We start from the raw sequence: 25,715 nt of genomic DNA, 5'->3' as shown, positions 1-25,715 counted from the left end.
ACAAAGCAAGAGTCGATTGGCGTCGACCTCGATGGGAGGGGGTGATGGCCTCGTCAGGAGGTGGGGGCGAGGATCTCGCCGCTGCCGCGCTCGATGAGGCGGGTTGGGACGGTGACGCGCTGGGCGGGGCCACGGTCGCCGCCGAGGCGGTCGAAGAGCAGCTCGGCGGCGCGCTGCCCGATCTGCTGTGGGTCCTGGGCGATCACGGTGACGCCGGGAACCAGCAGGTCTGCAAGCGGGAGGTCATCGAAGCCGACCAGTGCGATCTCGTTCTGCAGGCCCCGCTCCCGGAGGGCGCGCAGGGCCCCGATTGTGACGAGGTTCTGGGCGCTGAAGACCGCCGTCGGTGGCGTTTCGGAGTCGAGCAGTCGGCCGAGCGCCGCGCGCGAGGTCTCCTCGTCGTGGAGCTCCGTGACGATCGTGGCGAGCCGTGTGGGGATGCCGGCCTCACCCAGGGCTTCGAGGAAGCCTCGACGGCGCTCTTCGGCCGTCTGGATCGAGAGCCGGTCGGTGAGGAGCGCGATCCGCTGGTGGCCGTGCTCGATCAGGTGTGCCGTCGCCCGTGCTGCCGCGGCCTGGTTGTCGCTCGAGACCACGTCGAGGTCAAGCCCCTGGGGGACACGGTCGACGAACACGGCCGGGATGTCCCGGTCGCGGAGGGTGGTGAGGTAGGTGGGCTGCTGGGTCGTCGTCAGGATCAGGCCGTCCACGCGCCGTCGCATGAATGCGCTGACGGCACCCTCCTCGCGGGTGGCGTCGTCGTCGAGCGACGATGCGAACACGGCCACGCTGTGGTGCAATGCCGCGTCCTCCACGGCCCGGTGGATCGCGGCCGCGAACGGGTTGTCGACGCTGCCGACCAGGAGGCCGATCGTCCGGCTGCGTCCGTCGGCTCTGCGGAGGTTCCCGGCGGCGAGGTCCACGTGGTAGTTCAGGGCTCTGACGGCGTTCCACACTCGCTCGGTGGTGGTCGCGGACACGTTCGGCTCGTTGTTGACGACGCGGGAGACGGTCTTCACTCCGACGCCTGCGAGGGAGGCGACCTGCTTCATGGTCGTGCGCGAGCGCCCGCTCGCGGGGTCGTCTCGCCGAGGTGCTGTTGTCACGATCGACCTTTCTTTCGACGGCCTGTTGACTCTACTCGGCGCATGGAGTACAAACGTCGTTGACAACGTTGTCAATCAACGCAGACGATCAGGGGAATTCAATGAAGAACCGCAATCCAATCGCTCGGAAGCCATTTCTCGCCGCCTCCTCGGTGCTCGCCATCGCAGCGCTGACGCTGACGGGATGCGCCGGAGCCGACCAGGGCGCGCAGGGTGGGGGAGAGGGCGACATCGGCGTCTCGCTCATCGTCAAGACCAACTCGAACCCGTTCTTCATCGCGATGCAGGACGGCGCGCAGACGGCAGCGGATGCGAACGGAGTGACGCTCACCCTCGCTGCAGGCAAGGAGGACGGCGACGAGGACACGCAGATCCAGGCCATCGAGGCGGCCATCTCCAAGGGCGACGCGGGAATCCTCATCACCCCGAACGGGCCGGCCGTGCTCGACGCAGTCCAGAAGGCTCGCGACGCCGGCCTGTTCGTCATCGCCCTCGACACCGTGCCGGACCCGGCGGACTCCGTCGACATCACCTTCGCGACCGACAACTTCCTCGCCGGGCAGTACGTCGGCGAGTGGGCAGCGGACTCGCTTGCTGGCAAGGATGCCGTCATCGGCCTCATCGACCTCTTCGACGACAAGGCGGTCTCGGTCGACTACAACCGGAACCAGGGGTTCCTCCAGGGCATGGGCATCGAGCTCGGCAGTGACACGGTCAACGGCGACGAAGCCCCGCAGGGGAACTACTCCGGCGGACAGGGCGGCAAGTACACGATCGTCGGGAACGAGGCATCCCAGGGTGCCGAGGACGGTGGGCGCACGGCGATGGAGAACCTCCTCGCCAAGAACCCGGACATCAACGTCGTCTACACCATCAACGAACCCGCCGCCTACGGCGCCTACCAGGCTCTCGAGGCAGCGGGGAAGAGCAAGGACGATGTCACGATCGTCTCGATCGACGGCGGATGCGCCGGTGTCGGCCAGGTCGCAGACGGCATCATCGACGCCACGAGCCAGCAGTACCCCGTGAAGATGGCGGAGCTCGGCGTCGAGGCGATCGCCGAGCTCGTCGGAACGGGCAGCACCCCGGAGACCAGCGAAGGCCTGGACTTCTTCAACACGGGTGTCTCGCTGGTGACCGACCAGCCCGCTGACGGCGTGGAGTCCATCGACACGACCGAGGGTGCGGAGCTCTGCTGGGGCACGAAGTAGTCCAGCACCCGTCGCGACAGCCACACGGCGCCGCGACGCCTCTCGCCACTGCAAGGAAGTGAACTCGTGACTCAGACCTCTCCTCCCACCTCATCTCTCGACCTCGCCGCCGAATTCCTCGACCGGCGGACCCCGCTCGATCGGGTCCGCGGCGTCCTCCACCGCTATCCGGCCATCAGCCCGGCCGTCGTGCTCGTGATCGCCATCATCGTCTTCGGCACGATCAACCCCAGGTTCTTCGCCCCGGGAAACCTGTCGCTCATCCTCGACCAGGTCTCGGTCGTGGGCACGGTCGCGATCGCCCAGACGCTCATCATCCTGACCGCAGGCATCGACCTGTCGGTCGGGGCTGCCATGATCCTGGCCTCGATGGTCACCGCGCAGACCGCGGTCCAGAACGGGTTCCCCGCCCCGCTGGCGCTGCTCGCTGGCCTACTCGCCGCGCTGGCCGCCGGCACCCTCAACGGGTTCCTGGTCACGAGGGTCAAGCTGCCGCCCTTCATCGCGACGCTCGGCACGCTGAACGTCTTCGTCGCGCTGACGCTGCTGTACAGCGGCGGGCAGACGATCCGCAAGGCGGAGATGCCAGAGCTGCTCACGTGGACGGCCACGGCCTTCCCGGTCGGCGACGTCATGCTCACCGTCGGCGTCATCATCATGTTCGCGCTCTACGTGCTCGTCGCGTACGTGCTCGGGCGGACCGCGTGGGGGAGGCACGTCTACGCGGTCGGCGACGATGCCGAGGCCGCGCGACTGGCTGGCATCTCCACGACGAAGGTGCTCATGAGCGTCTACGTCGTCGCCGGTGCCGTCCTCGCGGTCGCCGCGTGGATCCAGATCGGCCGATCGGGTGCCGCCAGCCCCAACGCCGGCGCCGACCTCAACCTGGACTCGATCACCGCCGTCGTCATCGGCGGAACCTCGCTCTTCGGCGGGCGGGGAATCATCTGGGGAACGCTGCTCGGGGCGATCATCGTGGGCGTCTTCCGAAACGGCCTCTTCCTTGCAGGCGTCGACGGTCTCTATCAGACCCTCGCCATCGGAATTCTCGTCATCGTCGCGGTCTCCGTCGACCAGTGGATCAGGAAGGTACGCAAATGAGCCTCGTAGCAGACGCGGTCGAGCCCACGACAGCACCGAAGGGGGTCCCGGTCCTCGAGGCGAAGCGGCTGGTCAAGACCTTCGGCAAGGTCGTGGGGCTGGATGGGGTGAGCCTTCAGCTGCACGCCGGAGAGGTGCTCGCGATCATCGGCGACAACGGCGCCGGGAAGTCGACGCTCATCAAGTGCCTCACCGGCGCCTACGTGCCCGACCAGGGGGAGCTGCTGCTGGACGGCGAGCCGGTCCACTTCAAGCGACCGCAGGATGCACGCGACGCTGGCATCGAGACCGTGTACCAGAACCTCGCGGTGTCGCCTGCGCTCGACGTGGCATCCAACCTCTTCCTCGGGCGTGAACGGCGCAAGCCTGGCATCGCGGGCACGGTGTTCCGTGCCCTCGACACCTCGGGGATGCGCAAGGAGGCCCGCGAGCAGGTCCAGCGCCTCGGCATCTCGACGCTGCAGGACGTCACGGTCGCCGTCGAGAACCTGTCAGGCGGTCAGCGGCAGGCGGTCGCGGTCGCGCGGGCGGCGGCGTTCGGATCGAAGGTCGTCGTGCTCGACGAGCCGACGGCGGCCCTGGGCGTCCGGGAGTCGAAGCAGGTGCTCGAGCTCATCGAGCGGCTCCGCGAGCAGGGCGTTCCCGTCATCCTGATCTCGCACAACATGCCGCACGTCTTCCAGGTCGCCGACCGGATCCACATCCAGCGCCTCGGGAAGCGAGCGGCGACCATAACGCCGCAGTCGCACACCATGACCGACGCCGTCGCGATCATGACGGGGGCCGCTGATGCGTGAGGGCGAGGACGGCGCATCGGGTGCTGAGCAGACGACGCTCTACGCGGAGTTCACGGCCAGGCCCGGCACCGAGGCCGCAGTCCTGGAGCTGATCCTCGCCTACGCCGAGGTCGTGCGAGCCGAGCCAGGCAATCTGGAGTTCCAGGTCTACCGCAGGCAGGAGGCGCCTGCCCGATTCCTGGTCTTCGAGATCTACGCGGACAACGCCGCGTTCCAGGCCCACCTGGCGCATCCTGCTGGGCAGGCCTTCAACGACCGGCTCACCCCGCTCATCGAAGAGGCGCAGAGCGAGCTGAGCTTCCTGCGCTCGACGGGGCGTTGATCGGGATGCGAGGCACCGCAGACACCGCAGACGTGGCGCCCGGGCTGGCAACCGCGAGCGTCCTCGTCATCGGCGAGGCGCTCGTCGATGTCGTCCACCGGGTGGACGGGAGCATCGACGAGAGCCCAGGGGGAAGCCCCGCGAACGTGGCGCTCGCGCTCGGACGACTCGGCTGTCGCCCCCGCCTGCTGACGCGGATCGGCGACGACCGGCGCGGCGAGGGCGTTCGCGCGTGGCTGCAGGCGTCCGGCGTCGAGATCCTGACCGGAGGGGGATCGAGCGCCGGCGCCACGTCGACGGCCACCGCGTTCCTCGACGAGTCGGGGTCGGCGCGCTACGACTTCCAGCTCGACTGGGACGTCCGAGTCGATGACGCCGTGACTGCCGGCATCGTGCACACCGGGTCCATCGCGGCCCTGCTCGAGCCGGGCGCACGCGAGGTGCTCCAGGCGATCCGGCGACTGCGCGGAGGTGCGCTCGTCACCTACGACCCGAACATCAGGCCTGCGCTCCTCGGCGATCACCGCGAGGTCCGTGGGCGCGTCGAGGAGATCGTGGCGCTCGCGGATGTCGTGAAGGCCAGCGACGAGGACCTCGCCTGGCTCTACCCCGGGGAACGCCTCGTCGACGTCGCCAGCGCCTGGCGTGCGATGGGCCCCTCGGTCGTCGTCGTCACCGCAGGGGACAGCGGTGCCACCGCAGTGACCGAGGCCGGAACGACGGACGTCGCCGCGGCCTCGGTTGCGGTGGCCGACACGGTGGGCGCCGGCGACACGTTCATGTCGGCGATCATCGAGGGCATGCTCCGGCTCGGCTTCCGGGACGGCGCTGCTCGCGGGGCCCTCCGCCGCGTCGATCGCGCAGACCTGAGCAGCCTGCTGGAACGAGCTGCCAGGGCGGCGGCGATCACCGTCTCCCGTCCCGGCGCGGACCCGCCCTCATCCGCCGAGCTGGCTGAAGAGCCCCGGCCACGCGTGCCCGTCGCGGCCGCGCTGGACTGAGCACACGGGCGAATGCGCCTCAGCGGACCTCGAGCTCGATGATCTCGAGGTCCGCGAAGGTCATCTGGCCGCCCACGGCGAGCAGCCGGATGCCGTCGTCGGCTGGCAGCGGGAACACGCGATGCGAGTGCACCTCGAACCCCTCGCCGACGAAGACTTCGATGCTGGACCGGTCGACGAGGATCCGAAGGTGGAGCGATCCCGTCGACGCGTCGATGCTCGTCGTCGTCGCGCCGCCGCTCGGGCTCCACGTCTCTCCGCGGTCCACGGAGATCGAGGCGTCTGCGAACGACAGCCCCACCCCGATACGCCGGGCACCCCCGCTCGCACGACGGAGCTCCAGCCCGGCACCGGTGGGTGGCGAGCTCGGGTCCCAGCGCAGTTCGCAGCGCAGCTCGTACGCAACCGCCCGCACCTCGAGGTCCGAGGACCCGGCGACGGCGACGGTCCCCAGCGAATGGCGGCGAGTGGCGTGCTCCAGGAGCGCGGCCGGTGGCTGAGCGCTCAGCGCGTAGCCGCTGCCGCGTCGGTGCAGGCGAAGCTCCCGCACGATCATGTCGTCGCCGTTGTACCCGTCGGTCACCATCGATGGCGCATTGTGCGGGTAGTCCCAGAAGTTCGCCCAGCCGATGGCGCGGCGCAGCGACTCGTCGACGTCTCCGCCCGCGTCATGCGCGTCGTAGGTGACGGCGCCGTAGAAGTCGAACCCGTGGTCGAGCCACAGGGCCTCCCGCTCGTCGCAGGTGAAGGCCGAGCCATCGAACTCGCCGACCCAGTAGGCGTACGTCGCGGGCAGGCCCCTAGCCTTGCCGTTCGCACTCGTGCCGAGGACCCAGTGCCGCGTGCCGTCGCTCGCGCGCATCCGGAACAGGTCGGGGCATTCGAGGAGGCCGATGCCCTCGATGCGATGCTCGCCGACCCGCCGCCAACCGTGCAGGTCAGCCGACACGTAGAAGCCGATCGTGTCGCCCTCCGCGTGGAGCATGCACCAGCGCGCACGGTCGTCATCCCACACGACCTTCGGGTCGCGGAAGTCGACGACCCCGGGGTTCGCGAGGACGGGGTCGGGCGGGCCAGGCGTGAAGGTGCGCCCGCCATCCGTCGAGACCCAGAGGTACACCGCCTGCACGCCAGCCGGCGCCTGCGTGACCAGCCCGACAACCGCGTCACGTCCGTACCCGGCCGTGTTGTGCGCATCGACGACGACGGAGCCCGACCAGCAGTCCCCGTTCCCGTTCGCGAACTTGGGGATCGCCGTTCCCTGATCGCTGAAGCGAACGTGGTCCCGCGTGGTCGCGAGCCGCCACGAAGTTCCGATCCCGCCCTCGACGTAGTCGTCGTTCGCCAGGTAGTAGGAGAGGTACTCGTCGCCCACGCGGATGGGGCGCTGCGGATCGTTCTTCCACCCGCGGGGCACGCTCATGTGGAACGCGGGACGGAAGGTGGTCGGTGCGGTGCTCGTCATCAGGTTCCCTCGGGGGTGGGTCGGTGCCGTGTTCAGTGCAGCTGGATCCGGTTGTGCTCCTCGGCGCCTGCCATGTGCCACGCGGTCGCGCGCGTGACCGCCGCGTTCCCCTCGACTCTCGCGCCGAGCGCATCGGTGCGGGTGGGGTAGACACGAGCCGTCAGGGCGATGCCATCGCAGAACACCTCGATCGAGGACCGATCGACGACGATGCGGAGACGCGAGGGGCGCTCGCGGTCGTCGGCGGTGCCCGGCTCCGGCACCGTGCCGGCGAGGCGCGAACGGTCCGCGGTCGTGTCGGCGGAGGACCGGGATCGGTCGAGGCTCAGGTGCAGCGCTCCGTCCCGGCGAGCGAGCTCGACGACACACGCCTCCTCGCCGTCCGGGGTGGCGAGAACGGTCACGGCGAGCCGGCGACCGTCCCCGACGAGCGCATCCACCTCGATGTCGAGGGTGTCGCCAGACCAGTCGCCGGCGAGCTCGTGCGTTCGCAGGGCGGCGAACTCCGGAACCGGCTCCTGTCGGACGACGCCGTCACGGTCGAGCCACAGGGTCCGGGGGAGGGCCATGGCCCCCGACCAGCCCGAGGCGATCATGGCCTCGTCGGTGCGCCCCTCCTGCATCCACGACCAGAGGATGCGTCGGCCCGCCTCGTCGCGGTACGTCTGCGGGGCGTAGGCGTGGCGCCTCCCGAGATCGAGCCGCTGGACACGGTCGATCTGGAACCGGTCATCCCGATACCTCCCGAGGGCGATCAGCGGATGCAGGGTCGCGCCCTCGTGCCAGGCGGAGAAGATGAGCGCGTGCGGGTCGCCGCTCGCGGCGTCCGGCGCTGCCGTCGCCGCGGTTCCAGCTGAGTCGCCGGGGAGCAGCCGGAAGAAGTCGACGCACTCCCACATCGTTCCCGTCCAGTCCGGGTCGTCGAGAGCGATCTGGCCAGCGGGGAGCGACGCGAGCGGGCCGATGAGCCGCCACTCGCGGAGGTCCGTGGACTCGTAGAGGAATGCGCACCCACCGTCTCCGCGCACCCCCGAGCCGATGAGCTGGCGCCACACGTCGCCCTCGCGCCACACGCAGTGGTCGCGGTACGCCGTGAGGTCACCTTCGGGAGGGGTCGAGATGACCGGCTCAGGCAGCGGCGACCACTCCTCGAGATCGGCCGAGCCGACGGCGAGGCACGGCAGCTCGCGGAGCCCCTGGCGGCCAGAGTAGACGAGCGTCGGCGTGCCAGCGTCGTCGACGAGCACGCCGGACCAGCAGCCGTCGCCGTCGGCGCCCTCTCCGGGGCGGAGCGCGATCGGACGATCGCGCCAGTGCACGAGATCGTCGCTGACGGCGTGACCCCAGTGGATGCGGTTGTGCACCGGAGCTTCCGGGTTGTGCTGGTAGAAGAGGTGGTGGAGGCCGTCGATCTGCGCGACCCCGTTCGGGTCGTTGAGCCAGCCGGCCGGCGAGGTGAAGTGGAAGGCGGGGCGAAGCCGGTCCGATTGAGCTCTCATGAGCTGCTCGTCGGCGCGGACGGTGGTGTCGGTCATTCGTTCTCCTCGGGTGCGAGCACCCAGTGGTCGTTGTCGGCGTCGACGATGCGGCGCGAGAGCGCTGGCCCGGAAGTCCACGCGGCGATCTCCTCCCGCAGGCGGGCGCGAACGCCGACATCCGGCGCGGAGCTCCGATTGGGGTCGGGGACGGCGCCGACGAGCAGGCGCGTGTAGGGGTGGCTGGGGTTGGCGAGCAGCGTGGTCGACTCGCCGCCCTCGACGATCCGTCCGCGGTGCATGACCAGGATCCGATCGGCGAGGTACCTCGCCGAGGCGAGGTCGTGCGTGACGTAGAGCATGGCGATGCCGCGTTCGTCCCTGAGCCCGGCGAGCAGGTTCAGCACGCCGATGCGCACGGAGACGTCGAGCATCGACGTCGGTTCGTCGGCGAGGATGACATCGGGTTCCACGGCCAGCACACGCGCGATGGCGATGCGCTGCCGTTGGCCGCCCGAGAGCTCGTGCGGGAATGCGCTCAGGACCTGGCGATCCAGGCCCACCGACTCGACGAGCTGGGCGCAGCGTTCGTGCACGTCGCCCTGGCCCATGCCGTGCAGCTGGAAGGTCCGCTCGAGGACCGCCCCGACGCGGTGGGCCGGGTTGAGCGATCCGAAGGGGTCCTGGAACACCATCTGCACGCGGTTCCGGTAGGCGCGGGAGGCTGAGCGGCGCTCGGAGCGCAGGACATCCACTCCGTCGAGCTCGACGGTTCCCGAAGTCGGCTGCTCGAGGCGCGCGACGCACCGCGCCAGCGTCGACTTGCCCGACCCGGACTCGCCGACGAGCGCGACGATCTCACCGCGGCCGATCGACAGGTCGACGTCGGACAGGGCATCCACCGCGCCGCGGCGGCCGAAGAGGCCGGCACCGGGGAACCGCTTGGAGAGGCCCCGCACGCGCAGGACGGGTTCGTGCTCGGTGACGACGCTCATCGCGTCTCCTCCTCGATCAGTGCGCCGCTCGGAGCGACGAGGTGGCCAGGGGCGACCTCGACGAGGTCGGGGACATCGGTGAAGCGCACACCCTCAGCCAGGCCGGAGAGCTTCGTCCTCGGGCCGCTGATCGGTGGGAACGCCCCGAGCAGCGCCCGGGTGTACGGATGACGCGCGCCGTTCCGGATGACCGCGGCGGGCGCGACCTCCACGATGCGGCCGGCGACCATGATGCCGATGCGATCGGACAGCTCGAGCATGAGCGACATGTCGTGGGTGATGAACAGCACGGCGAAGTCGAGCTCCTGCTGGAGGTCCCGGATCTGCTGCAGGATGTCCTGCTGCACCACGACATCGAGGGCCGTCGTGGGCTCATCGAGGATCAGCAGGCGGGGGCGGAGCGAGCAGGCCATCGCGATGACCACCCGCTGTCGCTGGCCGCCGGAGAGCTGGTGCGGGTACGAGCGGAGACGGTCCGCGCCCACCCTGACCATCTCGAGGAGCTCCCCTGCGCGGCGCCATGCGTCGCGCTTCGAGATGCGCTCGTGAGCCCGCAGCGTGTCGACGAGCTGGTCGCCGATGCGCATCACCGGGTTGAGCGAGCTCATCGCCGATTGGAAGACCATGGCCACCTCCCGCCAGCGCCAATCGCGAAGGCGCCCGGCGTCCATGCTCAGCACATCCTGGCCGTCGAAGAGGATGCTGCCGCCCGTGATCCGGGCCGGCTCCTTCAGCAGCCGCATGATGGCGTTCGCGCACGTCGACTTCCCGCAGCCGGACTCCCCGGCGAGGCCGAGGATCTCACCCTGCGCGATCGAGAAGGACACGCGGTCGGCGCCGCGGACGGACCGCTCGTCGCTGACGTAGTCGACCGTGAGGTCGCGGACTTCGAGGACGCTCATCGTGCCTGCTCCTTGCGGTCGACGGTCGTGGGTGCCGTTGCGGTCCGCGCGGTGCGCGGCCTCCGGAGCCGTGGGTTGGTGACCTCGTCGACCGCGTAGTTGCAGAGGGCGAGGGCGAAAGCGACGAGCGCGATCGCGAGACCGGAGGGGACGAAGATCCACCACTGGCCGATCATGAGCGCGCCGTCGCTGGACGCCCAGAACAGGTTGGTGCCCCACGAGAGGGTGTTCGGGTCGCCGAGCCCGAGGAACTCGAGGCCGGCCTGCGCTCCGATCGCTCCGATGATGCAGGCGAGGAGCGTGGTCATCACGATCGATGCCACGTTGGGCAGCATCTCCCGCAGGATGATCGACAGCGGTCGCTCTCCGGAGGTGATGGCGGCGCCGATGTAGTCCTTGCCGCGGATCGAGAGGCCCTGAGCGCGGAGCACCCGAGCGCTGCCAGCCCAGCCCGTGATGACGAGCACCGCGATGACCGTGCCGAGTCCCGGCGGGAGGAACGCGGCGAGCAGCACGAGCAGCGGGAGGCCGGGAATCAGGAGGAAGACGTTCGTCACCAGCGAGAGCGCATCGTCCACGCGCTTGCCGAAGAAGGCGCTCGTGAGCCCGACCACGATGCCGACGAGCGTCGAGAGCACACCCGCGACGAACCCGACGAGCAGGCTCGAGCGAGCACCCCAGACGGTGAGCGCGAGCACATCCTGCCCCTTCGCGGTGGTGCCCAGCAGGTGATCCGCGCTGGGTGGCGTTGCTCCGCCCGACCCGATCCGAGACGGGTCACCTGGGAAGATCACGGGTGCGGTGAGCGCGAGCACCACGAACACCAGCAGGATGATGAGCCCGGATAGCGCCTTCTTGTTGCGCAGCAGGGCGCGGAGCAGGCGCGTCAGCTGACGTCCGCGCGAGCGGTTCTGCGCATCCGGCTCACGGGTGGCGATCGAGCTGGTGCTCGGCGGTTGGCTCGCGTCGCGGACGGCTGAGGCGTGCGCGAGCGACTCGGGGCTTTGGATCGACATGGGTACCTCTCAGCGCACGCGAACGCGCGGGTCGAGTCGGACGTAGATGAGGTCGACGAGGAAATTCGCGAGGAGCACCGCGGCGGTGATCGTGAGGAACAGGCCCTGCATGAGCGGGTAGTCGAGGCCCTGGACGGCAGCGAGCAGCTGGTAGCCGACGCCCGGGTAGGCGAAGACGACCTCGGTGAGCAGAGCCCCGCCGACGATGAAGCCGAGGCTCATCCCGATGGAGGTGACGCTCGGGAGCAGCGCGTTCCTGGCCCCGTACCGGAGCATGACGCGCGACGAGCTGAGCCCCTTCGCTTCCGCCATGAGGATGTAGTCCTCCGAGTTCGTGGCGATCATCGTGTTGCGCATGCCGAGCATCCACCCGCCGATCGACACGAGCACGATGGAGAGCGCAGGCAGGACGAGGTGCGCCGCGACGTCGCTGATGAACACCGGATCCCACGACGGGGTGAGGCCGACGCTGAACGCGTGCCGCAGCGGGGCCCACCCGAGCATGACTCCGAAGACGTAGAGCGCGCCCATCGCGAGCCAGAAGTAGGGGAACGAGCCGATGAAGACCAGTAGGGGCGGGACGATCGAGTCGAGCACGCCGCCCCGACGCCACGCGGCCAGGATGCCGAGGAGGTTGCCGATGATCACGGCGATGAACAGGGACACGGCGCCGAGGAGCAGCGTCCACGGCAGCTGCTGGGCGATGACCTCCGTGACGGGGGTCGGGAACCTCGAGATGGAGACGCCGAAGTCGCCGGTGAGGATGCGCACCAGGTACTCGGGGTACTCCTGCCACCATGGGCCGCCGTTGACGCCGAGCATCTCGCGAAGGGAATCGACCTGCTCAGGGTCGAGCCGCTGCTGAGAACGCGAGAGCATGCGCGTCACGGGGTCTCCCGGCATGAGACGCGGGAGGAGAAAATTGAGGGTTATGGAGACCCAGAAGGCCAGCAGGTAGAACCCGAGCCTGCGCAGAATGAAGCTCACGACATCCTCCTCGATGGATGGAGCGGGTGGAGTTGATGGGATGGCGACGCGGCCCCTTCAGGGCAGGCGGCGGCTGGGCCGCCGACCGGGGTACGGCCCGGCCGGCGGCGAGAGAAGGCGGCTGCTACTCGGCGGGTGTCAGCTTCGTGAGCACGAGCACGGTGGTGGAGGAACGGGTCGCGAGGGTCGCGTACGGGTCCTCCTCCGTCGGCCAGCCGACGAAGCGCTCGGTCGTGTACGCACCCCATTCAGGGCCCGAGAATAGGGGGACGACCGGGGTCTGCTCCGCGAAGAGCTGCTGCAGGCCCGAGGTCGCGGCTGCCTGCTGCTCCGGCTCGGACGCGCTGGCCAGCTCGGCGAGCAGCGCATCGGCGTCCGCGCTGCCGAAGCGGTGGTAGTTGTCGAAGGTCTGCTCGCCGACGGGAACGACGGTCTCCGTCGACATCGTGTTGCGGTAGTACTGGTACGGAGTCGGCGCGGCGGCGCTCCAGACGATGCCGGTCTCGAAGTCGCCGGTCTCGTATCCGGCGACGACCGAGGCCCAGTCTGGCGAATCGACGGTCGCCTGGATGCCGAGCTCGCCCAGGTTCTGCGCGATGATGTTCGCGACCGAGAGCCAGTCGCTCGACGTCGAGCCGACCGAGATGGTGAAGGAGAACGGCTGGCCGTCCGGGGTGGTCCGCGTCCCGTCTGCGCCCTCCGGGTATCCAGCCGCGTCGAGGAGGTCTGCCGCCGCTGCGAGGTCGAGCGAGGCCCAGCCGCAGGAGCTCGCGACCGCCTCGTCGCGCCAGGTGTCATACGCGCCAGAGAGCCCGGTGCAGTCCGCCGCCTTCGTGTAGCCGGACATGCCGACGTCGACGATCTGCTCGCGGTCGAGTGCCATGGACAGCGCCTGCCGGACGCGGACGTCGGAGAACATCGGGAGCGTCGTGTTGAGCTGCCAGTTGATCATCGATCCCGTCGGCGGGAACCAGTAGTGCCGCTTCTCGGGGTCGCGGTCGACGAACGCGGTCTGGATGTTCGGAATGTACTGCGGGGCCCAATCGACATCGCCGTTGATGGCCGCCAGGTTGGCCCCGTCGTTTCCGGCGAACGCCAGCATCCGGATGCCGGGAATGTTCTGGGCGCCCTCCTGCCAGTAGTTCGGGTTCGGCAGGAGGTCGAACGACTGCGCCTGGAAGTTCGTGACCTCCGTGTAGGGGCCGGTGCCGACGGGCAGAGGGTTCTCGAAGTTGCCGGGATCTTCCTCGGCCGCCCAGATGTGCTCGGGGACGAGCGTCAGCTGGCCCAGCTCGTAGAGCGCCGGGCTGTACGGCTTCGAGAGCGTGAACTCGACTGTGTCCGCATCGACGGCCTTGGCGTCGGCGAGGTAGTCGAATCCGCCGAGCAGCTCGCGCTGCAGGTCGACGGTGAACACGACGTCGTCGGCGGTGAACGCCTCGCCGTCGGACCACAGCACGCCGTCGCGGAGGTCGAAGGTCTGCGTGAGGCCGTCACCGCTCGTCTCCCAGGACTCGGCGAGCCACGGCACGGTGTCCCCAGCGGCGGGGTTGTAGATGAGCATCGACTCGTAGATCGCCTGCTGCGTCATCGGGGCGGCGGTCGGCGAGAACGGGTTGAAGTTCTGGCTGAACGTCCCCATGTCCTCGCGAGGGATCGTCAGGAGTGCTTCACCGGCGCCGGAAGCGGACGCAGTGCAGCCGGACATGGCGACCGCGGCAACGGCGCCCATGCCGACCACGGTGACGACGCGCTGTCTGATGGATAGGGTCATGGTGTCTCTTTCTTCGCGTGCGTAGGAGTTCGCAGGGCAGGGATTTGCTCGATCATCGGATTCGACCTCCGATGGACGAGCGCGAGCGCAGCGGGCAGGCGATCTCGATCTGTCGATCGGTGATCGTCTCGCCCGCTGCCAGCGAGGTGAGCATGGTCACCCCTGCCGCGCCCATCTCCTCGAAGGGAAGGGCGACGGTGGTCAGGCCGGGTCGCAGGTAGCCGGCCAGGATCTCCTGGTCGTCGAAGCCCACGACGGAGATGTCCTCGGGAATCCGGAGCCCGCGTTCCTTGATGGCGTCATAGGCGCCCATCGCGACGCGGTCGTTGCCGCAGAAGATCGCGGTCGGTCGCTCGGGCAGATCGAGGAGTCTGGTGGCCGCGGCGTAGCCACCATCCGCTGTCCCGTCGCTCGACTCGATGAGCTCGTCGCCGAGGGGGAGCCCCGCCAGGCGCATCTCGTCGCGGAGGCCCGCGAGGCGGCCGACCGTCGCCGCGATACCGGGGGAGAGCGTGATGTGGCCGATGCGCTCGTGTCCGGCGTCGAGGAGCGCGCGAGCAGCCGTGCGCCCGCCCTGGCGTTCATCGGGGACGATGCTCGGCACTCGGTTGTCGAGGTCGTAGCAGTTCACCAGCACGCAGGGCACGTCGTGCGCGTTGTCCGGCACGCGGATGCCGCGATGCCAGGTCGCGGCGATGATGATGCCCTCGACCCGCTGCTCGAGCAGCTTCTCGATCGCGAGCGACTCCATGGTCGGCTCCTCGTCGCTCGGGGCGATGAGGAGGAAGCTGCCGAGCTCCCACGCGGCGGCCTGGGCGCCCTTCACGATGTCGACGGCGAACGGGGCCGTCACGATCTCCGTGACGAGGCCGTACCATCCGGTGCGCTGGACGGCGAGTGCTCTGGCTGCCGCGTTCGGGCGGTACCCGAGCTCGGCTGCGGCATCGCGGATGCGGCGCCTGGTGCCCTCCGGGATGGCCGCGTCCGTACCGTTCAGAGCGAAGGAGACTGCCGTCCGGCTGACGCCCGCGTGGCGTGCCACGTCGGCCATCGTGACTGCCTTCGCACGCACGGGACCCCCGTGTGCCGACGCATTCTGACCGCTCATTGGAATCCTGTCTTCGTTGACTAACTCGCGTTAATGCGAGCGATAGGAGCACAGTACGACACTGACTAACGCGCGTCAACTGGAGCGCTGGCCCTGTCCTCGCCGAGGCGTCGCATCGTAGCTTTCGCCCCATCTGCGACGCTGCCCGGCGTTTCGCCCTCTGAGAGTGGTCTCAGAGGGTGAAACGCCGGGCAGCGTTTGCGGTGTCTGGGTTCTGCGGCGGCTAGGCGTCGCGGGAGTCGCCGCCGGAGACGGGGGACCCGCTCGAGGTCGCGTCGCTCGCGGCGCGGCCCGCGCTGGCGGCGCGGGGCGCATCCGCAGCGTCGGCCGCCGTCTCGATGGGCTCGTCCTGCACCGTGGAGCGCTCGGACTTGCTGCGGTCGTTCCGCGTCTTGAGGAGGCTCGCGATCGTGGCGACCGCGATGGTCGCTCCGATGAACGTGAGCGAGAACCAGATCGGGATCTCCGGCACCCACAGCAGCGGCTCGCCGCCGTTGATGAACGGCACCTCGTTGACGTGCAGGGCGTGGAAGACGAGCTTCACGGCGATGAAGCCGAGGATCACGGCGAGGCCCTGGCTGAGGTAGACGAGGCGCTCGAGCAGTCCGCCGATGAGGAAGAACAGCTGGCGCAGGCCCATGAGCGCGAAGGCGTTCGCGGTGAACACGATGTACGCCTCGTTGGTGAGCCCGTAGATCGCGGGGATCGAGTCGAGCGCGAAGACCAGGTCGATGAAGCCGATCGCGACGATCGTGAGGAGCATCGGGGTGACGAAGCGCTTGCCGTCCTTCTTCACGGTCATCTTGTCGCCGTGGTACTCATCCGTGACGGGCAGGATGCGGCGTACGAAGCGCATGAAGGCGTTGTTCGAGGGGTCTCCGTGGTCGCCCTTGATCTGCTGGTAGGCGAGCACGAACAGCAGCGCGCCGAACAGGTAGAACACCCAGGAGAAGTTCTCGATGAGGGCGGCCCCCACAGCGATGAAGCCACCGCGCATGATGAGCGCGATGACGATGCCGATCATGAGCACCTTCTGCTGGTAGATCTTGGGCACCGCGAAGCCGGTCATGATGATGAGGAACAGGAAGAGGTTGTCCAGCGACAGCGCCTTCTCGGTCAGGTAGCCGGCGAAGTACTCGCCGCCGTAGCGCCAGTCGGTGACGAAGCCGATGCCGACGCCGAACAGCAGCGCGAGGCCGATGTAGAACGCCGACCAGCGAGCGGATTCGCGGATGGTCGGCTCGTGCGGCTTCCGCACGTGCGCGAAGAACTCGTAGACGAAGAATCCGATCGTCACCGCGATCGTGATCAGCCAGACAGAGGTCGTGACCTGCATGGGGGTACTCCAAAGGGGGATTGGTGTTCGACAACGACACCAAGGTCTCCTCCGCCCCGACCAGATCAGCGACGCTGACATGGTGGAGCCGATGCCCCGGAACGTGGAATCACGCTCGTATTGACGGGCACACCGCAGACGGGAGTACTCCCCTTGCTTCGGAAGAGCTTAGGGGGATGTGCGGGCAGGAAGGCTGGGAGAACGCCCGCAAGCGGCTCAGCTGTCGCGAGGCGGCGCCGTGGAGAGTCGCGAGTTGAAGCTCGGGCTGAGCACGGTGCGGTGCACGGGGCGCGTCGGGTCGGCGATGCGCGCGAGCAGGGTCGTCACGGCGGCCCGCCCGAGTGAGGACCGGGGCGGCGTGACCGCGGTCAGCGCCGGCGTGAAGAGGTCGGCGACCTCGTCGTCGTAGGCGACCACCGACAGGTCCTCCGGCACGCTCAGCCCGCGGGCGAGGGCGACGTCGATGATCGCCATCGCCTCCCGGTCGGAGTGCACGAGAAGGGCCGTGACGCCCGCCTCGAGGACCGCGTCGAGCACCGCATCCACTGCCCCCGAGAATCGCGGATCGCGGCGGTCGGGCAGGATGCGCTCGACGTGCTCGCCCGGGGTGAGGCCAAGCTCGCGGCAGGCGGCCGACCAGCCCGCGATGATCTTGCGCGAGGTGGGGGAGTTCCGCGAGATGAAGAGGCCGACCTTGCGGTGCCCGAGCTGCGCAAGGTGCCGGGCCGCGAGCACGGCGCCCAGCGCGTGGTCGGTGGTGACGGATTCGGCCGGGGTGCGGTCGGGGCCGACGACGGCGTCGCGTTCGGCGAGCACAAACGGCAGGCCGGATTCGTGCAGCCACTCCATGACCTCGCGCGCGTGGTCGGTGTCGGTGTTGGGCGCGACGACAAGGCCGGTGACGCCCTCGTGCTCGACCATGCGCTCGAGCACGGGCCGCTCATCCTGCATCTCGTAGGACGTGCCGCGGAGCAGGAGCTTCGCGCCCTGCTCGCGGGCCGCCTGCTCCATGCCGCGGATGACGCGCGGCCAGTAGAAGTCGAGTGACGGCACGAGCACGCCGATGGTCTGCTGCGCGCCGTTGTTCGCCTGGCGCGCCTGCAGGGCCGGTGCGCCGTCGGGCGGGAGCACCGCGCCGCCGTGCACGCGCACGAGCAGCCCCTCCGCTTCCAGCTGCTGCAGGTCGCGTCGCAGCGTGACGGGGGTGACATCCAGAGCGTCGGTGAGCTCGGCGACCCGCACCGCGCCGGACGCGAGTAGCCGCTCGAGGATGAGGTCCCGCCGCTCGGTCGCGAGTCGTGATCCCTGTTCCATCATTCTGTGACCCCCACAGCTTCTGTCTGCCCGAGGGGCAGTGTCGAGTGCTCTTGTCGCGCGGTGACGGTCAGCGTTGACCGGTGTGCGACGTCGAGGTCGAGTCGCACGAGTCTAGGGCCCCACACGTCCGTGAGCATCGGATCCTCGAGCTCGATGGGCGTCAGGCTCGCGTGCACGCCCTCGTCCCATGTGATGCGGATGCGCGGAGCGCCGGCGAGCGGGGTCACCGTCGCGCCGCGGCGAGCGGGGCCGGCCTCGGCATTGGCGCTGGCGCTGTCGTTGTCGCCGTCGCTGGCGCTGTCCTTGTCGCCGTCGAGCGCGACCTCCCCGGCGAGCAGAAGCCGCAGCTGCGTCGCACCGGCGGCTCGCGCTGCGGAGAGTTGTGGCGAAGTGCGGTTCTGGTCGCGCCCGATCGCGTTTGCCCACAACTCTGCGCCCGCCGCGGGCTCTGCGGCCACGGCCGCGCGCTCTGCGGGGGCAGCTGCGGGCGCGGGGGAGGTGGTGGATTCTGCGGGTGGGGTGGCCGGATTGGGCGTGGGGGATGTGGCGGCTGTGGGTGCGTGGGGCGCCGGTTCGGCCAAGGCGGCCGGCGCGGGTGTGGCTTCCTCCGCGGAGAGTTGTGGCGAAGTGCGGTTCGCGTCGCGGGCGATCGCGTTTGGCCACAACTCTGCGGGCGCGGAGGGCTCGGCGGGCGCGGCGAGAGCGGGGCCCGAGTGGGGTGCGGGGGACGGGGCGGCCGCCGCAGCGGCCGGCGCAGGGCCGGGCTGCGCGAAGCGCCAGGCGTCGTGGATGCGGACCTCGGCACGCTCGCGGTCGAGGCGCACCTCGCGGCGCCAGGACTCGAGCTCGGCGACGTCGTAGGCGCCGGCGAGCTCCAGCTCGAGCGAGGGGGCATCCCCCGTCTGCACGTCGATGACGGTGGCGGCATGCTCGCGGCCCGTCGGCTGGCCGCGCCCGGCGACGAACGGCACGTTGTGCCACTCGCTCTGCATCGGCCACAGCTCGTAGCGGCGCTCGCTGAAGGTGCGGGCGTCGTAGCTCGGGCGACCGGCGTCGACGATGACGGGCACCCCGTCGGAGGCGACGAGGAAGCTGCCGACGTCGTTGTGGTTGTGGTGCTCGTTGTTGTGCCCGCCCTTGACTGCGACAGACAACCCAGAGGACGAGCTGTCGCGCTCGCGGGCGACGAGCATCTGGGTGGACGGGAGCCAGGTCGCGGCGGGCGTCGGGGGAGTTGACGCCCTCGCCTGCAGCCAGGCCGCATCCGTCATGCCGCGCAGCACCCGGCCGAGCCCCTCGGCCTCGACGACCGCTGGCGAATCCGGACGCCGATGGGAGGCGGCGAACCGCTGCGCGTCGAGGTCGCCGGCGCGCACCGCGGCGCGGTGGAGGGAGTGCCAGGGCTGGTCGGCGCTCGGCTTCGCCTGTCCGTCTGCGGCGTTCACGAACCAGCCGGCGCCCAGGTGCATGCGGTGGGGGAAGGCCACGGTCTCGCGGAGCGCCCGGATGCTCGGCACAGGGTCGAGGCGGCCGCCGGTCGCGGAGGTGAGCAGGTCGAGGGCCTCGAGAAGGCGGCAGGCGCCGTTCCACCAGTAGGCGTAGCCCTCGTCGATGGCGCCGTCTTCTGGGAGCACGGCGACGTACCGGTCGAGTCCCTCGATGACGAGCGCGAGGATGCGGGCGCGCTCGTCGGCCTCCGTCGGTTCGTCGAGCAGGCGCAGTGCGGCGACGAGCACGTTGCCGTGGATCCACGGGTTCCAGTTGTGGGCGTCGCCGTCGAGGCCGAGCCAGTGCCAGTCGCGGCGGCGCGTGAACGGCTCGAAGACCCGCACGCGCGCCTCGTGGCGGATGCGGGCTCGCACACCCGGGTACTGGGCGTCGAGCTGGTCGCCCAGCAGCTGGTCGATCCAGGCGAGCTGGCCCACGACCTCGCCTGCTCCGAGGTCGAGGTACGGGTCGGTGACGGTGGCGAGGACCGAGCCGTGGCGCTGGAGCGTGTCGTCGTGGGCGGGCCAGCACCAGGAGCTCTGCTCGCAGAGGAGGGTGATGCCGTCGACGACGTCACCGAGCATCGCCGGGTCGGCGGTGGCGGCCACCGCGGTGCGGGTCAGGCGTTCCTGCCGCGCGAAGGCGGGTGTCTCCCAGGCGAGGCGGTCGCCGTCTCCGTGGTAGCGGGCGGCGTCGCTGGCGAGCGGTTGCGGCCAGGGGGTGCCGCGCTCAGTGCGGGCGCGCGCGCTCAGGGCGGCGAGTGTCATCGGGTCGGGTCCGCCCGGCTGCCACGAGGATGCGGGTGGCACGGGCAGGGCGTCGTTCGGGTCGGCGAGTATCGCGCGGAGGGCGGCTGCGAGATCGAGGTCGCCTCGAAGCCCGAGCTGCGCCGTGAAGGCGTGCAGCAGGGGAGCGCGAAGCGTCGGCTTAGGCCTGGTGTCTGTCATCGTTGACCTCTTTCACAAATCGATCGTAAACGATCATGCACGATCATAACCGCATTGTTGTGATCGAGAATGATTGCTACGCTCGGAAATGTCACCACCCCCGAGGAGACGGTTCACCCTCCCTCGGACGGCAATTCAAAGGAGAATCCGTGTCCACTGCATTCACGCCCGCGTCGCCCGCCACCGCGGCGCAGTCAGCGTCGCAGTCGGCATGGACCCGCGACGACTGGACCGGCTACGCCGACCGCCTTCTTGCCGGAGCCATGGCCTGGGCCTCACCGGGCAAGGCGCGCATCACGCCTCCCGGCGCCGAGGGCGGCTACGGCCACGACATCGACGGCCTCGAGGGCTTCGCACGCACCTTCCTCCTCGCAGGATTCCGCATCGCCGGGGAGCGCGGTCAGGGCGTCGACGAGCTGATCTCCTTCTTCTCCGAGGGCATCCGAACCGGTGTCGACCCCGAGGCCGCGGACCGATGGGTGCGGCTCGAGGAGCACCCCCAGGCGAAGGTCGAGGCGGCGTCGCTCGCCCTCATCCTCGACCTCACCCGTCCCTGGATCTGGGACTCGCTCGACGAGCTCACGCAGCAGCGTGTCGTCGACTACTTCGCTCCCGCCGTCGGCGACGACACCTACCCGCGCACCAACTGGCTGTGGTTCCGCCTCGTCGTCCAGACCTTCCTCCGCTCGGTCGGCGGCCCGTGGTCGCCCGAGGACGTCACCGCGGACCTCGCTCTGCACGACTCGTTCGTGCGTGCCGACGGGTGGCTGTCCGACGGGGAAGAGCGCTCCTACGACCACTACGTCGGCTGGGCGCTGCACATCTACCCGGTGCTCTGGGCCCGGATGCGCGGCGCCGACGAGCTCGCAGGCGACCGCCTCGAGGGCGACGTCGCCGCGCTCGACCGCTTCCTGCAGGACGCCGTGCACCTCATCGGCGGCGACGGCTCGCCGCTCCTGCAGGGCCGCAGCCTCATCTACCGCTTCGCGGCGGCTGCCCCATTCTGGGTCGGCGCGCTCGCGGAGGTCCCTTCCGTGTCGCTCGGCGCCCTTCGGCACGCGGCCGAGAAGGTCGTCACCCACTTCGACGAGCGCGGTGTTCCCGATGAGCGCGGCCTCCTCACGATGGGCTGGCACGGTGAATGGCGGCAGCTCGCGCAGGCCTACTCCGGGCCAGCCTCACCGTACTGGGCCTCCAAGGGACTCCTGGGTGTGCTGCTTCCCGCCGACCACCCCGTCTGGGCCGCCGAGGCCGAGCCACTCCCGGTTGAGCAGGGCGACTTCGTGCGCACGATCGCGGCCCCCGGCTGGGTGGTCACCGGCACGAGCCGCGACGGCATCGTTCGCATCGCCAACCACGGCACCGACCACGCGAAGCCGAACACCCTCGTCGGCGACTCGCCCCTCTACGCCCGCCTCGCCTACTCGAGCGCAACGAGCCCGCTGCTCGACGACCTCGCCTGGCACGAGCCCCTCGAGCAGTCGGTGGCGCTCGTCGACGGAACCGGCACGGCCACCCACCGCGCCGCGATGGAGCTCCTCAGCACGAGCGAGGACGGCGCCGCCGGAGTGGCCGCATCCACCTGGCTCGCCCACACGCTGCAGCCAGCACTGAAGCAGCAGCGTCACGGTTCGGGCCTCGACGGCGACGCGAGCGTCATCGCGCGGCTCACCGTCGTCTCCGTCGTCCGCGGCGCCGAGGAAGTGCGCCTCGCCCGGGTCACCGACACCGAGGCAGGGGTCGACGGGGCCGACTGGCGGCTCCGCTGGGGCGGCTGGCCCGTCACGAGCCGACAGGACGCGCAGGTCACGAGCGCGCTCCGCGGGCTGACGGCCGGCACGACGGCCCGGACCGTGACGAGGACGGATGCGAGCCCGCTCGGCGCATCCACCCGGGTCCCGATCCTCGACGCCCCCGTCGAACCGGACACCTGGGTCGCCGCGCACCTCACCCTCGCGGGCGCAGACCACACCCCCAGCAGCACCACCGGCGTCGAGCTCACCGAAGAGCGAGCCGCCATCACCTGGTCAGACGGAGCCCACAGCGCCGTCGACCTCACCAACTACCGCCTCTCGTAGCCCGGGCGTCGGTTCTCAGAGATTCGAAGCGGATCTCGTTCATTGCAGCAAAGGAGCAGCACCATGAAGAAGCGCACCATGATCGCCACTGCGGGCCTCGCCGCCGCCGCACTGGCCCTCACCGGATGCAGCGGCGGCGGGAGCGTCGACCCTGACGGCCCCATCACGCTGTCGGTGTCGGGCTGGAGCGTCGCATCCACCCCCGAGTTCCAGCTGCTCGCAGACGGCTTCACGGAGAAGTACCCCGACGTGACCGTCGAGGTCGTCGACTACGACCCCGCCGAGTACAACACCCTCATCACCGCGGACCTCGCGGCGGGCTCCGGGCCGGACATCATCACCCAGAAGGAGATCAAGTTCGTCACGACCTTCCAGGAGGGCGGACAGCTCCTCGACGTCTCCGATGTCGCGCTCCCCGAGGGCATCAGCGGTGCCGAGTCGTACAACATCGACGGCACGACGTGGGCGGTTCCCTACCGCCAGGACTCGTGGGTGCTCTACTACAACAAGGCCCTCTTCGACGCGGCAGGTGTCGCCTACCCCGACGGCAGCTGGACCTGGGATGACTACGTCGAGAACGCCGACCTCCTGACCACGAACCTCGCCGGTGCGGGTTCGACCGCCAAGGGTGCTCACCAGCACAGCTGGCAGTCGACCGTGCAGGGCTTCGCGAACGCGCAGGCCGGCGGCGACATCTTCAGCGGCGAGTACGACTACTTCGCGCCCTACTACGACAAGTCGCTCAAGCTCCAGGACGACGGCGCGCAGGCCTCCTTCAACACGGTCACGGCCAACAAGCTCACCTACCAGGGCGAGTTCGGCAAGCAGAAGGCCGCGATGATCCCCATGGGCTCGTGGTTCGTCGCGACCCTCATCTCGCAGCAGGCCTCCGGCGAAGCCGACGACTTCGAGTGGGGCATCGCACCCGTCCCGCAGATGGATGCATCCACCACCGGCATGGACAACACTCCCGTCACGTTCGGTGACCCGGCAGGGTTCGGCATCAACGCCAACATCGACGAGGGCAAGACGCAGGCCGCCAAGGACTTCCTCGCCTACGCCGCGAGCGAAGAGGCGGCAACCAAGCTCGCTGGCATCGGCATCACGCCGGCGCTCCTGAGCGACCCCGTCGTCGAGGCGTACTTCGCCGTCGAGGGCGCCCCGCAGGACGAGCTCTCCGCGTTCGCCGTGCAGACGCACGAGACGCTCCCCGAGAGCCCGACCAACTCGAAGACCGCAGCCGTCCAGAACATCCTGAACGACATGCACTCCTCGATCCTCTCCGGTTCCAAGTCGGTGCAGGACTCCATCGCTGAAGCCGAAGGCCGAGTGGCCAACGAAGTCGGCCTCGACTAACCCCCTTGCCGTCGGTCGGCCGGTGCTCTCTCACCGGCCGACCGGCACCCTCTCTCCAGGAGAATCATGACCACCACCACGGAACCGACGCCGCCGTCGGCAGCCCCGCCGGAGTTGACAGCCGAGGCGCGCAAGCAGCGCAACCGCCTGCGAAGGAAGACAACCCTCGTCGGGTGGAGCTTCATCCTGCCGAACTTCATCGGGTTCGCGACGCTGACGCTCGTGCCCGTCATCGTGATGTTCTACATGTCTCTCACGAACTGGAACATCTTCGGCACGTCCACGTTCATCGGCTTCGACAACTTCACCCGACTCTTCAACGACGGCAGCTTCCAGGTCGCCTTCGGCAACACCATCTACTACTCGGTGCTGCACATCCCACTCACGATCGTCGTGTCGCTGAGCCTCGCCCTGCTGCTCAACAACAAGCTCCGCGGCGTCGCGTTCTTCCGCACCGCCGCGTTCTTCCCCTACATCACGTCGATCGTCGCGATCGCGCTCGTCTGGAACCTGCTCTTCAGCCCGGACTTCGGCCCCATCAACGAGGGCCTGCGCCTCATCGGCATCGACAACCCGCCAGGCTGGCTCACCTCCACGGAGTGGGCGATGCCGGCGGTGGTCATCATCAGCACGTGGCGCGACATGGGCTACTACATGGTGCTCTTCCTCGCGGCCCTCCAGACGGTGCCTCCCGAGCTGCACGAGGCCGCCCGAGTCGACGGCGCCAACGCCTGGCAGCGCTTCTGGAACGTGACCCTCCCGTGCCTGCGCCCGACCATGTTCTTCGTCACCGTCATGCTGACGATCAACTCCTTCAAGATCTTCGACCTCATCCTCGTGCTCACCGAGGGCGGGCCGGGACAGTCCACGACTGTCATCTCACAGTTCATCTACCGCAAGGGCTTCGAGGAGAACGAGTTCGGATACGCGTCAGCGGCCTCCGTCGTGCTGTTCTTCCTCTGCATCGTCGTGACGATCATCCAGTTCCTGTGGAACAAGCGGAAGGACAACTGATGTCCCAGACCATGGCAGTCGTCCTCCCGGAAGAGGACTCACGTCGCCTCCTCATCGACCCGCCCGCGCACCCCGCGGCAGCCGGCAAGAAGAAGAAGGCCGGGCTCGCGAAGGCGCTGCTCTACATCGCGCTGATCATCGCCGCGGCAGCCATGCTCACGCCGTTCTTCTGGATGATCATGAGCTCCCTCAAAGACGCGAACGCGGTCTTCTCGGTGCCGGTCAGATGGATCCCCGAGGTCTTCGTCTGGCAGAACTACGTCGACATCTGGACCAAGTCGGACATCATGACCTGGATCGGCAACACGCTGTTCCTGTCGGTCACCGTCACGGCGCTGCAGGTGCTCACCGGCTCGTTCGCCGCCTACGGCTTCTCGCGAGTGAAGTTCCCCGGCCGCGATGCGCTGTTCCTGCTCTACGTCGGAACGATCGCCGTGCCGTGGCAGTCGTACATGATCCCGCAGTTCATCATGCTCTCGAACGCGAACCTCTCGAACACGCTCTGGGCGATCATCCTGCTGCAGGCCTTCGGCGCCTTCGGCGTGTTCCTCATGAAGCAGTTCTACGAGTCCATCCCCATGGAGCTCTCCGAGGCAGCACGCCTCGACGGCCTCAGCGAGTACGGCATCTGGCGGCGCATCATGCTGCCGCTCTCGATTCCCGCCATCGCCAGCCTCTCGCTGCTCACCTTCGTGAACACGTGGAACGACTACCTCGGACCGCTCATCTACCTGCGCGACCCGAGCCTCTGGACCATGCAGCTCGGTCTGAAGAACTTCGTCTCCAGCTTGTACGACGTCGACTACGGCGTGCTCTTCGCGGGGCTCACGATCTCGGTCATCCCGATCGCCATCGTCTTCCTCCTCGGCCAGCGGTACTTCGTCGAAGGCGTCGCCACGAGCGGACTGAAGGGCTGATC

At 69.2% G+C, this 25,715-nt stretch carries 21 protein-coding genes; 9 read left to right on the top strand and 12 right to left on the bottom strand.

From position 1 onward, the window contains the following. Positions 1 to 53: 53 nt before the first annotated feature. A complete protein-coding gene (locus tag ITJ61_RS08825; RefSeq protein WP_308471349.1) occupies positions 54 to 1,106 on the bottom strand; it encodes a LacI family DNA-binding transcriptional regulator in 1,053 nt (350 codons plus the stop codon). Positions 1,107 to 1,207: 101 nt separating this feature from the next. Between ITJ61_RS08825 and ITJ61_RS08820 the strand changes: the two genes are divergently transcribed. The 5 genes from ITJ61_RS08820 to ITJ61_RS08800 all read left to right on the top strand — a co-directional run bounded on the left by ITJ61_RS08820 (position 1,208) and on the right by ITJ61_RS08800 (position 5,538). Next, positions 1,208 to 2,317 (top strand): substrate-binding domain-containing protein, encoded by a 1,110-nt coding sequence (locus tag ITJ61_RS08820; protein WP_104298231.1) that lies wholly within the window; start codon positions 1,208 to 1,210, stop codon positions 2,315 to 2,317. 66 nt (positions 2,318 to 2,383) lie between these two features. Next, the gene (locus tag ITJ61_RS08815) at positions 2,384 to 3,418 is read left to right on the top strand and encodes an ABC transporter permease (RefSeq protein ID WP_104240321.1); all 1,035 of its coding nucleotides are present in this window, start codon (positions 2,384 to 2,386) and stop codon (positions 3,416 to 3,418) included. Then, positions 3,415 to 4,215, top strand: coding sequence for an ATP-binding cassette domain-containing protein (locus ITJ61_RS08810; RefSeq protein ID WP_104240322.1), 801 nt, complete (start codon positions 3,415 to 3,417; stop codon positions 4,213 to 4,215). The genes ITJ61_RS08815 and ITJ61_RS08810 overlap by 4 nt, the downstream gene beginning before the upstream one ends. Beyond that, positions 4,208 to 4,537, top strand: coding sequence for a putative quinol monooxygenase (locus ITJ61_RS08805; protein WP_194685982.1), 330 nt, complete (start codon positions 4,208 to 4,210; stop codon positions 4,535 to 4,537). Before ITJ61_RS08810 ends, ITJ61_RS08805 begins: the two co-directional genes overlap by 8 nt. A 5-nt stretch (positions 4,538 to 4,542) precedes the next feature. Further along, entirely contained in the window at positions 4,543 to 5,538 is a 996-nt protein-coding gene (locus ITJ61_RS08800; protein ID WP_194685981.1) for a PfkB family carbohydrate kinase, read from the top strand. 19 nt (positions 5,539 to 5,557) lie between these two features. Here ITJ61_RS08800 and ITJ61_RS08795 read toward each other — a convergent pair whose 3' ends face one another. The 11 genes from ITJ61_RS08795 to ITJ61_RS08745 all read right to left on the bottom strand — a co-directional run bounded on the left by ITJ61_RS08795 (position 5,558) and on the right by ITJ61_RS08745 (position 20,348). Then, entirely contained in the window at positions 5,558 to 7,003 is a 1,446-nt protein-coding gene (locus ITJ61_RS08795; protein WP_194685980.1) for a glycoside hydrolase family 32 protein, read from the bottom strand. Positions 7,004 to 7,035: 32 nt separating this feature from the next. Then, positions 7,036 to 8,538 (bottom strand): glycoside hydrolase family 32 protein, encoded by a 1,503-nt coding sequence (locus ITJ61_RS08790; protein ID WP_104240326.1) that lies wholly within the window; start codon positions 8,536 to 8,538, stop codon positions 7,036 to 7,038. After that, positions 8,535 to 9,473 carry an ABC transporter ATP-binding protein gene (locus tag ITJ61_RS08785; protein ID WP_104240327.1) on the bottom strand — a complete coding sequence of 313 codons (939 nt, stop codon included), beginning with the start codon at positions 9,471 to 9,473 and terminating at the stop codon, positions 8,535 to 8,537. The genes ITJ61_RS08790 and ITJ61_RS08785 overlap by 4 nt, the downstream gene beginning before the upstream one ends. Beyond that, positions 9,470 to 10,375, bottom strand: coding sequence for an ABC transporter ATP-binding protein (locus tag ITJ61_RS08780; protein WP_194685979.1), 906 nt, complete (start codon positions 10,373 to 10,375; stop codon positions 9,470 to 9,472). Before ITJ61_RS08780 ends, ITJ61_RS08785 begins: the two co-directional genes overlap by 4 nt. Then, a complete protein-coding gene (locus ITJ61_RS08775) occupies positions 10,372 to 11,391 on the bottom strand; it encodes an ABC transporter permease (protein ID WP_104240329.1) in 1,020 nt (339 codons plus the stop codon). Before ITJ61_RS08775 ends, ITJ61_RS08780 begins: the two co-directional genes overlap by 4 nt. Positions 11,392 to 11,400: 9 nt before the next feature. Then, positions 11,401 to 12,378, bottom strand: a complete 978-nt coding sequence (locus ITJ61_RS08770; RefSeq protein ID WP_104240330.1) for an ABC transporter permease — start codon at positions 12,376 to 12,378, stop codon at positions 11,401 to 11,403. 124 nt (positions 12,379 to 12,502) lie between these two features. Beyond that, positions 12,503 to 14,152 carry an ABC transporter substrate-binding protein gene (locus ITJ61_RS08765; protein ID WP_104240331.1) on the bottom strand — a complete coding sequence of 550 codons (1,650 nt, stop codon included), beginning with the start codon at positions 14,150 to 14,152 and terminating at the stop codon, positions 12,503 to 12,505. 52 nt (positions 14,153 to 14,204) lie between these two features. Then, complete coding sequence (locus tag ITJ61_RS08760) at positions 14,205 to 15,260, bottom strand: LacI family DNA-binding transcriptional regulator (RefSeq protein WP_104240332.1); 1,056 nt, start codon at positions 15,258 to 15,260, stop codon at positions 14,205 to 14,207. A gap of 223 nt (positions 15,261 to 15,483) precedes the next feature. Next, a complete protein-coding gene (locus tag ITJ61_RS08755; RefSeq protein ID WP_104240333.1) occupies positions 15,484 to 16,596 on the bottom strand; it encodes a TerC family protein in 1,113 nt (370 codons plus the stop codon). Positions 16,597 to 16,812: 216 nt separating this feature from the next. Next, positions 16,813 to 17,913, bottom strand: a complete 1,101-nt coding sequence (locus ITJ61_RS08750; protein ID WP_104240334.1) for a substrate-binding domain-containing protein — start codon at positions 17,911 to 17,913, stop codon at positions 16,813 to 16,815. After that, the gene (locus ITJ61_RS08745; RefSeq protein ID WP_228496634.1) at positions 17,910 to 20,348 is read right to left on the bottom strand and encodes a heparinase II/III domain-containing protein; all 2,439 of its coding nucleotides are present in this window, start codon (positions 20,346 to 20,348) and stop codon (positions 17,910 to 17,912) included. The genes ITJ61_RS08750 and ITJ61_RS08745 overlap by 4 nt, the downstream gene beginning before the upstream one ends. Positions 20,349 to 20,497: 149 nt before the next feature. Here ITJ61_RS08745 and ITJ61_RS08740 point away from each other — a divergent pair, with 149 nt between their 5' ends. The 4 genes from ITJ61_RS08740 (at position 20,498) to ITJ61_RS08725 (ending at position 25,713) form a co-directional block, all read left to right on the top strand. After that, entirely contained in the window at positions 20,498 to 22,426 is a 1,929-nt protein-coding gene (locus tag ITJ61_RS08740; RefSeq protein ID WP_323744321.1) for a DUF2264 domain-containing protein, read from the top strand. A 63-nt stretch (positions 22,427 to 22,489) separates the two neighbouring features. Then, positions 22,490 to 23,782, top strand: coding sequence for an extracellular solute-binding protein (locus ITJ61_RS08735; protein ID WP_104240346.1), 1,293 nt, complete (start codon positions 22,490 to 22,492; stop codon positions 23,780 to 23,782). 66 nt (positions 23,783 to 23,848) lie between these two features. Further along, positions 23,849 to 24,796 carry a carbohydrate ABC transporter permease gene (locus tag ITJ61_RS08730; RefSeq protein ID WP_104240347.1) on the top strand — a complete coding sequence of 316 codons (948 nt, stop codon included), beginning with the start codon at positions 23,849 to 23,851 and terminating at the stop codon, positions 24,794 to 24,796. After that, positions 24,796 to 25,713, top strand: a complete 918-nt coding sequence (locus tag ITJ61_RS08725) for a carbohydrate ABC transporter permease (RefSeq protein WP_228496633.1) — start codon at positions 24,796 to 24,798, stop codon at positions 25,711 to 25,713. Before ITJ61_RS08730 ends, ITJ61_RS08725 begins: the two co-directional genes overlap by 1 nt. Positions 25,714 to 25,715 lie beyond the last annotated feature (2 nt).

This window comes from Pseudoclavibacter sp. VKM Ac-2888 (assembly GCF_015351285.1).
Classification (GTDB): Bacteria; Actinomycetota; Actinomycetes; order Actinomycetales; family Microbacteriaceae; genus Pseudoclavibacter.
The sequence above is the reverse complement of the archived record's forward strand: the minus strand, read 5'-3'. Positions and strand labels throughout refer to the sequence as shown.